At 70.7% G+C, this 12,373-nt stretch carries 12 protein-coding genes; 1 reads left to right on the top strand and 11 read right to left on the bottom strand.

Translation table 11 applies throughout. From position 1 onward, the window contains the following. Window position 1: 1 nt before the first annotated feature. Window positions 2-982: an aspartate carbamoyltransferase catalytic subunit gene (locus SGFS_RS45600; protein WP_286258433.1), complete on the bottom strand. Its 981-nt coding sequence runs from the start codon at window positions 980-982 to the stop codon at window positions 2-4. A gap of 94 nt (window positions 983-1,076) precedes the next feature. After that, the gene (gene pyrR / locus SGFS_RS45595; protein WP_286258432.1) at window positions 1,077-1,673 is read right to left on the bottom strand and encodes a bifunctional pyr operon transcriptional regulator/uracil phosphoribosyltransferase PyrR; all 597 of its coding nucleotides are present in this window, start codon (window positions 1,671-1,673) and stop codon (window positions 1,077-1,079) included. Window positions 1,674-1,892: 219 nt separating this feature from the next. Here pyrR and bldD point away from each other — a divergent pair, with 219 nt between their 5' ends. Continuing rightward, a complete protein-coding gene (gene bldD, locus SGFS_RS45590) occupies window positions 1,893-2,393 on the top strand; it encodes a transcriptional regulator BldD (RefSeq protein WP_019059743.1) in 501 nt (166 codons plus the stop codon). Window positions 2,394-2,554: 161 nt separating this feature from the next. Here the strand turns inward: bldD and nusB are convergent, their stop codons facing one another. From nusB to SGFS_RS45545, 9 genes are all read right to left on the bottom strand, one after another. Continuing rightward, window positions 2,555-2,989 (bottom strand): transcription antitermination factor NusB, encoded by a 435-nt coding sequence (gene nusB, locus SGFS_RS45585; RefSeq protein ID WP_286258430.1) that lies wholly within the window; start codon window positions 2,987-2,989, stop codon window positions 2,555-2,557. A gap of 2 nt (window positions 2,990-2,991) precedes the next feature. Beyond that, window positions 2,992-3,558: an elongation factor P gene (efp, locus tag SGFS_RS45580; RefSeq protein ID WP_286258429.1), complete on the bottom strand. Its 567-nt coding sequence runs from the start codon at window positions 3,556-3,558 to the stop codon at window positions 2,992-2,994. Window positions 3,559-3,610: 52 nt separating this feature from the next. Then, the gene (locus SGFS_RS45575; RefSeq protein WP_286258427.1) at window positions 3,611-4,720 is read right to left on the bottom strand and encodes a M24 family metallopeptidase; all 1,110 of its coding nucleotides are present in this window, start codon (window positions 4,718-4,720) and stop codon (window positions 3,611-3,613) included. A 183-nt stretch (window positions 4,721-4,903) separates the two neighbouring features. Continuing rightward, a complete protein-coding gene (locus SGFS_RS45570; protein WP_286258426.1) occupies window positions 4,904-5,809 on the bottom strand; it encodes an AAA family ATPase in 906 nt (301 codons plus the stop codon). An 882-nt stretch (window positions 5,810-6,691) separates the two neighbouring features. Next, on the bottom strand, window positions 6,692-7,783 hold the full coding sequence (aroB, locus tag SGFS_RS45565) for a 3-dehydroquinate synthase (RefSeq protein WP_286258425.1): 1,092 nt from the start codon (window positions 7,781-7,783) through the stop codon (window positions 6,692-6,694). Continuing rightward, entirely contained in the window at window positions 7,780-8,298 is a 519-nt protein-coding gene (locus SGFS_RS45560; RefSeq protein WP_286258424.1) for a shikimate kinase, read from the bottom strand. The genes aroB and SGFS_RS45560 overlap by 4 nt, the downstream gene beginning before the upstream one ends. Further along, window positions 8,295-9,479, bottom strand: coding sequence for a chorismate synthase (gene aroC / locus SGFS_RS45555; RefSeq protein WP_286258423.1), 1,185 nt, complete (start codon window positions 9,477-9,479; stop codon window positions 8,295-8,297). Before aroC ends, SGFS_RS45560 begins: the two co-directional genes overlap by 4 nt. 185 nt (window positions 9,480-9,664) lie before the next feature. Beyond that, window positions 9,665-10,123: a (2Fe-2S)-binding protein gene (locus tag SGFS_RS45550; protein ID WP_286258422.1), complete on the bottom strand. Its 459-nt coding sequence runs from the start codon at window positions 10,121-10,123 to the stop codon at window positions 9,665-9,667. Between the two features lie 35 nt (window positions 10,124-10,158). Continuing rightward, entirely contained in the window at window positions 10,159-12,366 is a 2,208-nt protein-coding gene (locus tag SGFS_RS45545) for a xanthine dehydrogenase family protein molybdopterin-binding subunit (RefSeq protein WP_286258421.1), read from the bottom strand. Window positions 12,367-12,373 lie beyond the last annotated feature (7 nt).

Here is a 12,373-nt window from a genome sequence, read left to right as displayed (position 1 = left end):
CTTACTTCTCCTCGATGGTGCGGGTGTGGGTGACGGCTGGTTCGTTTCCGCCGAGCAGCAGGTACAGCACGGCCATCCGGATGGAGACGCCGTTCGCGACCTGCTCGACGACGGTGCAGCGGTCGGAGTCGGCGACCTCGGCGGTGATCTCCATGCCGCGGACCATCGGGCCGGGGTGCATCACTATGGCGTGCTCGGGCATCCGCGCCATGCGGTCGCCGTCGAGGCCGTAGCGCCGCGAGTACTCGCGCTCGGTCGGGAAGAACGCGGCGTTCATCCGCTCCCGCTGCACGCGCAGCATCATCACCGCGTCGGACTTGGCGAGCGTGCTGTCGAGGTCGTACGAGATCCCGCACGGCCAGGCGTCGACGCCGACCGGGACCAGGGTGGGCGGGGCGACGAGGGTGACCTCCGCGCCGAGGGTGTGCAACAGGTCGACGTTGGAGCGGGCGACCCGGCTGTGCAGGACGTCGCCGACGATCGTGATGCGCTTGCCGGACAGGTCCTGGCCGAGCCCGGCGTCCCGGCCGACGAGGCGGCGGCGCATGGTGAAGGCGTCGAGCAGGGCCTGGGTGGGGTGCTGGTGGGTGCCGTCGCCGGCGTTGATCACGGCGGCGTCGATCCAGCCGGAGGTCGCCAGGCGGTACGGGGCCCCGGAGGCGCCGTGCCGGATGACGACGGCGTCGACGCCCATGGCTTCGAGGGTCTGGGCGGTGTCCTTGAGGGACTCGCCCTTCGACACGCTCGACCCCTTGGCGGTGAAGTTGATGACGTCCGCGGACAGTCGCTTCTCGGCGGCTTCGAAGGAGATACGCGTGCGCGTGGAGTCCTCGAAGAAGAGGTTGACGATCGTGCGGCCGCGCAGGGTCGGCAGTTTCTTGATCGGCCGGTCGGCGACCCGGGCCATCTCCTCGGCGGTGTCGAGGATCAGGACGGCGTCGTCGCGGGTGAGGTCGGCGGCCGAGATGAGATGACGCTGCATCTTTCAGGCTCCGTAAGACAGTTCAGTTTCGGGAGAATCCGGGCAGGCAGAGGCGCCGGGAGGGGGGCGTACGTCATCGCCGTACGCCTTCGTCCTAGTGCTTCGCGCCCGTGGCGGTCCCCTTCGCACCGAGCAGGACGGTGTCCCGGCCGTCCTCCTCGGCGAGCTGGACCTTGACCGTCTCCCGCAGCGACGTGGGGAGGTTCTTGCCGACGTAGTCGGCGCGGATGGGCAGTTCGCGGTGACCCCGGTCGACGAGGACGGCGAGCTGTACGGCGCGCGGACGACCGATGTCGTTCAGCGCGTCCAGCGCGGCGCGGATCGTGCGGCCGGAGAAGAGCACGTCGTCGACGAGGACGACGAGGCGGCCGTCGATGCCGTCACCGGGGATCTCGGTGCGGGCCAGCGCACGCGGCGGGTGCATGCGCAGGTCGTCGCGGTACATGGTGATGTCGAGCGAACCGACCGGGATCCTGCGGTCGGTGATCTCCTCCAGCTTGGCGGCGAGCCGCCGGGCGAGGAAGACGCCTCGGGTCGGGATACCGAGCAGCACCACGTCGTCGGCGCCCTTGGCGCGCTCGACGATCTCGTGGGCGATGCGGGTCAGTACGCGTGCGATGTCGGGACCCTCGAGAACGGGCCTCGCATCGGACGACTGCGGATCCTGTTGCGGATTCTGCTGCGTGTCCATACGAAACGGACCTCCTTCTCCGCCTCACGGGACGGACCTTAAAGGACGTCGAAATTGCGCCATCAACATTAGCAGGCCCGGGCAACGTCCCTGATCACCCCCCTGGCGCAATAGAGATCGGTTACCACGGAAGAGTCGGTCCGGACCATTCGGCTTGACGGGAAAGAGTCACGCTGCGTAACCTCACAGTGAGTCACCAGCCTTCGTCCGGGGAGCTATATGTCCAGCGAATACGCCAAACAGCTCGGGGCCAAGCTCCGGGCCATCCGCACCCAGCAGGGCCTTTCCCTCCACGGTGTCGAGGAGAAGTCCCAGGGACGCTGGAAGGCGGTCGTGGTCGGGTCGTACGAGCGCGGCGACCGCGCCGTCACCGTGCAGCGCCTTGCCGAACTGGCGGATTTCTATGGGGTTCCTGTGCAGGAGCTCCTGCCTGGCACCACGCCGGGCGGCGCCGCCGAGCCCCCGCCGAAGCTGGTCCTCGACCTTGAGCGTCTGGCCCATGTCCCAGCCGAGAAGGCGGGCCCGCTGCAGCGTTACGCGGCGACGATCCAGTCCCAGCGAGGTGACTACAACGGCAAGGTGCTGTCGATCCGCCAGGACGACCTGCGCACACTCGCCGTCATCTACGACCAGTCCCCGTCGGTCCTCACCGAGCAGCTGATCAGCTGGGGTGTCCTGGACGCCGACGCCCGCCGCGCGGTCTCCCACGAGGAGAACTGAGGGCCGCCAGGGCCTCAGCAGAAACGTGCCGCCGGGGTGACCTGAACCATTCGGTTCGGGCCACCCCGGCGGTTTCTTGCTTTGAAGGGGCGCGGGGAACTGCGCGAACGACCACGGACTACCCGCGGTCGGCAACACACAGCACCCCCAGCGGCGCTTCCTTACTCGCCTTCCCGGCGAAGCGAAGGCTTCAGGTCCTTCAGACGGCCGAGCAGACCGTTCACGAACGACGGCGAGTCATCCGTGGAGAACTCCTTCGCCAGCTGCACCATCTCGTCCAGCACAACGGCGTCCGGAGTCTCGTCGACCCAGATCAGCTCGTACGCACCGAGGCGCAGGATGTTCCGGTCGACCACCGGCATCCGGTCGAGCGTCCAGCCCACCGAGTACTGCGCGATCAATTCGTCGATCCGCTTCTCGTAGGCCGCGTACCCCTCGACCAGCTGCATCGTGTACTCGCTCACCGGCGGCTGCCGGGTGTCGGACCGGGAGTGCCGGATCCAGTCGGCGAGCACGGTCAGGACGTCGACTCCGCGCTGGTCGCCCTCGAAGAGGATCTGGAAGGCACGCTTGCGGGCCGTGTTACGGGCAGCCACGGTTAGCTGTTCACCCGGCCGAGGTAGTCACTCGTGCGGGTGTCGACCTTGATCTTCTCGCCGGTGGTGATGAAGAGCGGCACCTGGATCTGGTGGCCGGTCTGGAGGGTGGCGGGCTTGGTGCCGCCGGTGGAGCGGTCGCCCTGGACGCCCGGCTCGGTCTCCTCGATCACGAGCTCGACGGCGGCGGGCAGCTCGACGAAGAGCACCTCGCCCTCGTGCTGCGCGACGGTGGCGGTGAAGCCCTCGATGAGGAAGTTGGCGGCGTCGCCGACGGCCTTGCGGTCGACCATGAGCTGGTCGTAGGTCTCCATGTCCATGAAGACGAAGTACTCGCCGTCCATGTAGGAGAACTGCATGTCGCGCTTGTCGACAGTGGCCGTCTCGACCTTGACGCCGGCGTTGAACGTCTTGTCGACGACCTTGCCGGACAGCACGTTCTTGAGCTTGGTGCGCACGAAGGCAGGGCCCTTACCGGGCTTGACGTGCTGGAACTCGACGACGGACCAGAGCTGGCCGCCTTCGAGCTTGAGCACCAGGCCGTTCTTGAGGTCGTTCGTGGAAGCCACGGTTGCTTCAATCTCCTGGACTGACGTGGACGACCCCGGGGCACGCACCTGTCTAGAGGGCGAGCAGCTCCTTGGTCGTGATGGTGAGTAGCTCGGGTCCGCCGTCCGCCTCGGGGCGGACGACGAGCGTGTCATCGATCCGGACGCCGCCCCGGCCCGGGAGGTGGACCCCGGGTTCGACGGTGACCGGCACGCAAGCGTCCAGTTTACCCATGGCCGCGGGGGCCAACTGCGGGTCCTCGTCGATTTCGAGTCCGACACCATGTCCCATCAGGGCGGGGAGGCCGTCCGTGTACCCCGCGGAGTCCAGTACCTGGCGGGCCGCGCGGTCGACGTCGCGGTACTCGGCGCCCGGTGCCAGGCTCTCGCGTCCGGCGCGCTGGGCTGCGAAGACCAGGTCGTACAGCTCGATCTGCCAGTCGGCGGGCGAGGTGCCGATGACGAACGTACGGCCGATCTCACAGCGGTAGCCGCGGTAGATCGCGCCGAGGCACACGGAGAGGAAGTCGCCCTCCTCGACCCGACGGTCGGTGGGGCGGTGGGCTCGGCGGCCGGAGTGGGGGCCGGTGGCGACGGAGGTCGCGAAGGCCGGGCCGTCGGCGCCGTGGTCGACGAGCCGCCGCTCCAGTTCGAGGGCGAGGTGGCGTTCGGTTCGGCCGACGAGGATCGACTCGAGGAGTTCACCGAGGGCCTGGTCGGCGATCTCCGCGCCGATCCTCAGACAGGAGATCTCCTCCTCGTCCTTGACTACCCTCAGCTGTTCGACCGCGCCACCGAGGTCGGTGAGCCGCAGCCGGGGCGCCACCGAGCGGATCGCCCGGTGCCGGGCGACGGTGAGGTGGTGTTCCTCGACGGCGAGGGACTCCGTGCCCTCGGCCGTGGCGAGATCGGCGGCGGCGACCGCCGGGTCTCCGCCCGGGGCCGGCAGCACCTGGACGCGTACCGCCTCGTCGAGCCGCCCCTCGGCGGCGTCGCCGGTCGGGGGCTCCGCACAGAGGAGCAGGCCCTCTCCTCCTCTGCCCAGCAGCAGCGCGGCACCGCGCGGGGCCGCGCCCGCGAGGTAGCGCACATTCGAAGCACGGGTCACGAGCGCCGTCGCGCTGCCGCCCGCGTGGCAGCGTTCCCGTAGCCGGTCCCTGCGGGCCGCGTAGACCTCTGACATGACCCGAGCGTATGAGCTCCGCTCGTTCCCCGCCGGTTCAGTGCGGCCGAGTGGGGGTGCCGTGCGGGTCAGGGGCGGGGTGGAGCGGTTGTGGGCCGTCCGCGGGCCGTGGGGGTTGATCGCGCCCACGCGGCGGAGCCGCACATTGATACAGCCCCACGCCCCTTCAGAGGCTCCCCATGGTCACCACTTCGGGGGGCTGGCGATCGACCTCGCCAACACCTCGTCCAGGACCCTCGCGGTACCCGGCACATCCAACTGTGAGTTGTCGATGATCGGGAGGCCCGAGCCGTACCAGCCCGCCATGCGGCCGTGGATGCGGGCGACTTCCTCGTCCGTGAGACGGCGGTTGCCGGAGCGTTCGGCGTTGCGCTCCAGGACGATCTCCAGGCCGGGGAGGAGGACGACGGGCAGCAGGCCTGGGCCCACGTGGCGCTTCCAGCCGCCGAGGCCGACGACCGGACGGTCCGGGAAGACCGCGTCGTCGAGGATGCAGGAGATGCCGTTGGCCAGGAAGTTCCGCGCCGCGAAGCCACAGGTGCGGCGGGCGAGACGATACTGCGCCTCCGAGTGGTCGTTCCACCCCGTCTGGGGGTCGGCGAAGCCCGAGCGCACCCATTCGCGTACGTCGTCCAGGCTGATGTGCGCGGTGGGCACCCGGCGGTGGTCCGCCCAGAACTTGGCGACGCTGGTCTTGCCGGCACCGGCGGGCCCGATGAGCAGCACCGCGAGCGTGGTGGTCGTCGGGTCGGGCGCGCCCGGCGCGGGCGGCGGGCTCGGCATGCTGACGGGACCGCCCGGCGGCAGCTGCACATGCCCGGTCGTGTCCCTCGGCACCGAGGCGTGGTGCGGGACCTGCGCGGGTGGGTGCGCGGGGGCACCGGTGAAGCCCGGCGCGGGCGGCGGCACATGAGCGGGCGGGGCCACAGGCACGGGACGGGGGTGGCTCGCGGCCGGGGGGCCTTGGGGCGGCGGCCCAGGGTGCCCCTGCGGGTTCGCGGGCGGAGGAGCCTGGGGTGGGCCGGGGTGTCCGTGCGGGCTTGTGGCCGGAGGACCTTGCGGCGGGCCAGGGTGGCCCTGCGGATTCACGGCCGGAGGAGCCTGAGGCGGGCCAGGGTGTCCGGAGTGGCTCGTGGGCGGAGGCCCCTGAGGCGGACCCGGCTGTCCCTGCGGATTCGTGGCGGGCGGGTCCGGGTGTCCGGGACGGCCCGCGGCCGGCGAGCCCTGGACAGCAGCCGAAGGGGTCGTAGCCAACGGACCCTGGGCCGCAGCCGGAGGGTTCACAGCGAACGGGCCTTGCTGCAAACCAGACTGCCCCTGCGGGTTCACAGCCGGAGGCCCTTGAGGCGGACCCGCCTGTCCCTGCAGATTCGTGGCGGGCGGGTCCGGGTGTCCGGGACGGCCCGCGGCCGGCGAGCCCTGGACAGCAGCCGAAGGGGTCGTAGCCAACGGACCCTGGGCCGCAGCCGGAGGGTTCACAGCGAACGGGCCTTGCGGCGAACCAGACTGCTCCTGCGGGTTCACAGCCAACGGGCCCTGCTGCAAACCAGACTGCCCCTGCGGGTTCGCAGCCGGAGGCCCCTGAGGCGGACCCGGCTGTCCGGGATGGCTCTCGGCCGGCGGGCCCTGAGGGGCGGCCGGGGCGTTCGTGGCCGGAGGAGCCTGATGATCCGCCGGGTGGTTCGCGGGCGGCGTCCACGCGGTCGTCGGTCCCTGCCCCGGCCGGTGGGGCGGCGGCAGCGGAGCTCCCACTGCGTGCTGCATCCGGTGCCACTCCGTCTCGTACGTCACATCGACACTGGCAGGCGGGGCTCTGAGGCCCCGCCTTCACCGAACGGTACCGCCCCCGGCCACCGTTTGGTGAACGGCCGGGGGCGGCCCGAAGTGCCAAGTGGCCATCGACACAAGGCGAATCGGGCAAGCGCTGCCCGAGCGGGCGTTACCGCCCCACTTCGCCGGAGGCTCCGGAGGCTACTGACCCACCTCGCCGTACGCCGCGAGAAGCACGGCCGGGTCGGGGCCCTCCAGGACGGTCGGCTTGGCCAGGCCGTCGAGGACGATGAAGCGGAGCAGGTCGCCGCGGGACTTCTTGTCGACCTTCATCGCCTCCAGCAGCTTGGGCCACTGGTCGTAGCGGTAGTGCAGCGGCAGTCCGACGGACTCCAGGACCGTGCGATGCCGGTCGGCGGTCGCGTCGTCGAGGCGGCCCGCCAGCCGGCCCAGCTCCGCGGCGAAGTGCATGCCCACCGACACCGCCGCGCCGTGGCGCCACTTGTAGCGCTCGTTCTTCTCGATGGCGTGGGCGAGGGTGTGGCCGTAGTTGAGGATCTCCCGGCGGCCGGATTCCTTGAGGTCCCCGGAGACGACCTCGGCCTTGACCCGGATGGAGCGCTCGATCAGCTCGGCCGTGTGCGGTCCCTCGGGCGTCCGCGCGGCCTGCGGGTCGGCCTCGACCAGGTCGAGGATCACCGGGTCGGCGATGAACCCGGCCTTGATGATCTCGGCGAGCCCGGACACGTAGTCGTTGACCGGGAGGGAGTCCAGCGCCGCCAGGTCGCACAGCACACCGGCCGGAGGGTGGAAGGCACCCACCAGGTTCTTGCCCTCAGCCGTGTTGATGCCGGTCTTCCCGCCGACCGCCGCGTCGACCATGGCGAGCACAGTCGTCGGGATGGCGATCCAGCGCACCCCGCGCAGCCAGCTCGCGGCGACGAAGCCGGCGAGGTCGGTGGTGGCGCCGCCGCCCACGCCGACGATGACATCGGTGCGGGTGAAGCCGGTCTGGCCGAGGGCCTTCCAGCAGTAGGCGGCGACCTCGGCGGTCTTGGCCTCCTCCGCGTTCGGCACCTGGATCGCGACGGCCTCGTAACCCTGCTCGGCAAGGTCGGCGCGCAGTGCTTCGGCGGTGCCTTCCAGCGCCTCGGGGTGGATCACCGCCACCCGCTTGGCCCTGGGGCCGATCAGTCCGCCGAGTTCGCCGAGGAGCTGACGTCCGACCAGGACCTCGTAGGGCTCGGTGCCCGCCGTGCCGCCGACCTGGATACGGGTCACTGTCTCGCTCATGCTTCCTTCAACTCCAGTGCGTCCAGGGCGGCTTGGGCAACCTCTTCCGGCGTGCGGCCATCCGTCGCCACGACGGCCGAGGCGACCGACTCGTACAGATGCCGGCGCGCCTCCATCAGCTCCCGCCACTGCTTGCGCGGGTTGACGGCGAGCAGCGGCCGGGCGGCGTTCAGGCCGGTGCGCTTGACGGCCTCCTCGACGTCCATCGAGAGGTAGACGACACGCAGACCGGCCAGCAGTCCGCGCGTGTCCTCGTCGAGGATCGCGCCCCCGCCGAGCGCGAGGACGCCCTCGTGGCCTGCGAGCGCGCTGCGCACCGCCTGCTTCTCGATGGCGCGGAAGGCGGGCTCGCCCTCGTCGACGAAGATCTCCGCGATCTCGCGGCCCTGCTCGGCCACGATGTCGTCGTCGGTGTCGCGGTAGCCGACGCCGAGCCGCTCGGCGAGCATCCGTCCGACGGTGGACTTGCCGACGCCCATGGGGCCGACGAGCACGACCAGAGGCACCGGGCTCATCGGATCGCGAGGTGGTCGAGGTAGGACCGGACGTTGCGACGGGTCTCGGTGACGCTGTCGCCGCCGAACTTCTCCGCCACCGCGTCCGCCAGGACGAGCGCGACCATGGCCTCGGCGACGATACCGGCGGCGGGCACCGCGGAGACGTCGGAACGCTGGTGGTGGGCCTGCGCGGCCTCGCCGGTGGTCACGTCCACGGTCTGCAGCGCGCGCGGCACGGTCGCGATCGGCTTCATCGCCGCACGGACCCGCAGCAGCTCACCCGTCGTCAGACCGCCCTCGGTGCCACCGGAGCGGCCGGAGACACGCCTGATGCCTTCGGGGGTGTTGACGATCTCGTCATGGGCCTTGGAGCCCGGGACCCGCGCCAGCTCGAAGCCGTCACCGATCTCCACACCCTTGATCGCCTGGATGCCCATCAGGGCACCGGCGAGGCGGGCGTCGAGCTTGCGGTCCCAGTGCACATGCGAGCCGAGGCCCACCGGCACGCCGTACGCCAGGATCTCGACGACTCCGCCGAGGGTGTCGCCGTCCTTGTGGGCCTGGTCGATCTCGGCGACCATCGCCTTCGACGCGTCGGCGTCCAGGCAGCGCACCGGGTCGGCGTCCAGCTTGTCCACGTCGGCGGGCGTCGGGTACACGCCCTGCGGGGCCTTCGCGGTCGCCAGCTCCACCACGTGCGAGACGATCTCGATCCCGGCCGTCTCCTTCAAGTACGACCGGGCGACGGCGCCGAGGGCGACACGGGCCGCGGTCTCCCGGGCGGAGGCGCGCTCCAGGATCGGCCGGGCCTCGTCGAAGCCGTACTTCTGCATGCCCGCCAGGTCGGCGTGACCGGGGCGCGGGCGGGTCAGCGGGGCGTTACGGGCGAGCCCGGCGAGGATCTCCTGATCCACCGGGTCGGCCGACATGACCTGGTCCCACTTCGGCCACTCGGTGTTCCCGACCATGATCGCCACCGGTGAGCCCATGGTCAGACCGTGCCGCACACCGCCGAGGAAGGTGACCTCGTCGCGCTCGAACTTCATCCGCGCACCGCGGCCATAGCCCAGGCGCCGCCGGGCCAGGTGGTCCGCCACCATCTCCGTGGTGATCGGCACGCCGGCGGGAAGGCCCTCCAGCGTCGCGACAAGTGCGGGACCGTGGGACTCCCCCGCGGTCAGCCAGCGCAACCTGCTCAACGGTGCTCCTCAGTGCTCGCGCCCTGGTACTGCGTCCTGCCTTGGTGTACGCGCGTCCTCGCGTACGGCGACGGCTACCGGGTGCGCGGCCCCGGCCCGCCACCTCTGATCCTCCCACGTCCGGGGCCGGGATCCGGTCACAGGTCCATCAGGCGGACGGGCCGTACACGGAGCACCGCGGCGCGTCACCCCATCTTCGCCGCCGCGCTCTTGATCGCCTCGCGGATACGGAAGTACGTGCCGCAACGGCAGACGTTCGCGATCTCGTCGATGTCGGCGTCGGTGGGGTTCCTGGTGCGCTTGAGCAGGGCGACGGCGGCCATGATCTGGCCGGGCTGGCAGTAGCCGCACTGGGCGACGTCCTGTTCCAGCCAGGCCTCCTGTACGGGGTGCAGCTCGTCGCCGTCGGCGAGCCCCTCGATGGTGGTGACCTCGCGGCCCGCGGCCTCGGCGACCGGGACCACACAGGGCCGGACGGCCTCGCCGTCGAGGTGGCTGGTGCAGGCCTTGCAGACGTCGATGCCGCAGCCGTACTTGGGGCCGCGGATGCCGAGCAGGTCGCGTAGCGCCCACAGCAGGGGCAGGTCGTCGGGGGCGTCGACGGTGACGGTCTCGCCGTTGACGGTGAAGGTGTGGGAGGGCATGGATGTGCTCCTGGAACCTGGCGTGGATCAGTGGCTCAACGGGGGAAGGGCGTGAAGTCCACGTCGAAGTTGACGGGGAAGCTGCGGGGGTTGGTGCCGGTGGCCCGCGCGTAGGCGTTGGCGACGGCTCCGACGGCCGCCGGGACGCCGAGTTCGCCCGCGCCACCCGGCTCGTCCGCGCCCTCGATGACGTAGATCTTCACGTCCTTCGGGGAGTCCTTCTGGCGGGCGTAGTGGAACTGCGAGTAACTGCCCTCCAGCGGGAGCCCCTTGTCGATGTGGAGCCCGGCCCGCAGGGTGGTGGAGATGGCGTCGGTGAGTCCGCCGAGCAGTTGTGCCTCCAGGCCGCGTGGGTTGATCACCCGGCCCACGTCGGCCGCGATGACCGCCTTCGTCACCCGGGGCTTCTTCGGATCGGTGGCGTCGATCTCGACCAGGCAGGCCGTGCAGGACTTGTACTCGTCGTGGAAGCCGACGCCCTGGGCCCATCCGTCGGGCAGATCCCTTCCCCAGTCCCCTTCTTCCGCGACCTTGGCGAGAACGGCCCGCTGCCGGGCCGTCTTGAGGAACTCGCGCCGGAACGCCACCGGGTCCTTGCCGAGCTTCGCCGCCAGTTCGTCGACGATGATCTCCTCGGCCCCGCGGGTGTTGGCCGAGTACACCGAACGCCACGACCCGGTGTGCATCTTGATCGGCACCTCGGTGAGCGTCTGCGTGGTGATACCGAAGTTGTACGGGGACTTCACCGTGGTCAGGAACAGGGTCTGGGCGAAGGTCGCGTTGCCGATGCCGGACGGCAGGCTCGCCGCGGCGGCGGTGAGCGCGTCGCCGAGCCCGTGCCGGAAGTCGGTCTCCACGGCCGCCACCTGGTGGGTGAAGGTGAGCACCTGCCCGGCCGCGTAGGTGGCCCGTACACGGTGGTGGGTCGCGGGCCGCATCCGCCCGTGCCGCATGTCGTCGATCCGGGACCACATCAGCCGGACGGGACGGCCGCTCTTCTTGGAGACGACGGCGGCCTCCAGCGCCGCGTCGTGGAACAGCCGCCGTCCGAAGGACCCGCCCGACTGCACGACATGCACCTTCACCTTGGACACCGGCAACCCGACGGCCTTGGCGATGGCGGCCTGGGCGACGATCGGGGACTTCAGCCCGGACCAGACCTCGGCACGGTCCTCCCGCACGTCGGCCACGGCGGAGTTGGTCTCCAGCGGGGCATGGCTGGCGAACGCGAAGTCGAACTCGCCCTCGACCTTCTTCACCAGCAACCCGAGCACGTCCAGCGAGGGCGTCGCCGCCTTCAGCCTCGACTTGATCCCGTCGTCCGACAGCGTGTCGATGGTCCCGCCGCCCCAGGTGACCTCCAGGGCCTCCTTGCCGTCGCGGGCCTGCCCGAACGTCTCGGCGACCACGGCGACACCGCTGTCGATGGTGACCACGTCCAGCACACCCGGCATGGCCCGTACGGCGGCCTCGTTGGCCACCGACTTCACGGTTCCGTTGATGGTCGGCGGCCGACGCACCATGCACGGCTTGGCGCCGGGCACATCGAGGTCGAGGGTGTAGGTCTGCTTGCCGGTGACCAGGGCACGGGCGTCGATGCGTGAAGTGGGGGTGCCGACCAGGGTGTGCTCCGACTCGTTCTTCGGCGAGACCGTCAGCGAGCCGAGATCCAGGGAGGCGGCGGCCGCCGAGAGCGAGCCGTAGGAGGCGGTACGGCCGTCGGGCGCGACCACGACCCCCTTGCGCACGGTCAGGTCCTTCGCGCTCAGCCCCCACTGCTTCGCCGCGGCCCGCACCAGCCGGGCACGCGCGGCGGCCGCCGTGTGACGTACGGGGTCGTAGAGCGAACGGACGGAGTTGGAGCTGCCGGTCAGCTGGTTGAAGAGCAACTCGGGCCGGGCGTCGTCCAGTTGGACACGGACGCGGTCGAGCGGAGTGTCCAGCTCCTCCGCGACCAGCATGGCCACCGCCGTGGTGAGCCCCTGGCCGACCTCCTCCCGGGGCAGCCGGAAGTGGGCGATGCCCTCCTCGTCGACGCTCAGCACGAGCATGTTCGCGGTGGGTGTCCCGGCCAGGATCAGCAGGTCACCGAGGTCGACCAGATCGGCAGGCGCCGGCAGTGTGGGGATCGCTCCCTCGGCGCTGCCGGGGGCGTAGGCGTCCAGACCGATCTTGGTCGCGACGGCGAGGGAGGGCGCGGCCACCAGATAGGTGAGAAACCTGCGCCGCGAGTGACGTGACATGGGAGCT

The organism is Streptomyces graminofaciens (genome assembly GCF_030294945.1).
Taxonomy (GTDB): Bacteria; Actinomycetota; Actinomycetes; order Streptomycetales; family Streptomycetaceae; genus Streptomyces; species Streptomyces graminofaciens.
This window is presented reverse-complemented; position numbering and strand designations above follow the sequence as displayed.

Coding starts and splice junctions, on each gene's coding strand:
- SGFS_RS45575 (WP_286258427.1), bottom strand. CDS start 4,720: ATGTCAGAGGTCTACGCGGCCCGCAGGGACCGGCTACGGGAACGCTGC.
- aroB (WP_286258425.1), bottom strand. CDS start 7,783: ATGAGCGAGACAGTGACCCGTATCCAGGTCGGCGGCACGGCGGGCACC.
- bldD (WP_019059743.1), top strand. CDS start 1,893: ATGTCCAGCGAATACGCCAAACAGCTCGGGGCCAAGCTCCGGGCCATC.
- SGFS_RS45560 (WP_286258424.1), bottom strand. CDS start 8,298: ATGAGCCCGGTGCCTCTGGTCGTGCTCGTCGGCCCCATGGGCGTCGGC.
- SGFS_RS45600 (WP_286258433.1), bottom strand. CDS start 982: ATGCAGCGTCATCTCATCTCGGCCGCCGACCTCACCCGCGACGACGCC.
- SGFS_RS45550 (WP_286258422.1), bottom strand. CDS start 10,123: ATGCCCTCCCACACCTTCACCGTCAACGGCGAGACCGTCACCGTCGAC.
- SGFS_RS45545 (WP_286258421.1), bottom strand. CDS start 12,366: ATGTCACGTCACTCGCGGCGCAGGTTTCTCACCTATCTGGTGGCCGCG.
- pyrR (WP_286258432.1), bottom strand. CDS start 1,673: ATGGACACGCAGCAGAATCCGCAACAGGATCCGCAGTCGTCCGATGCG.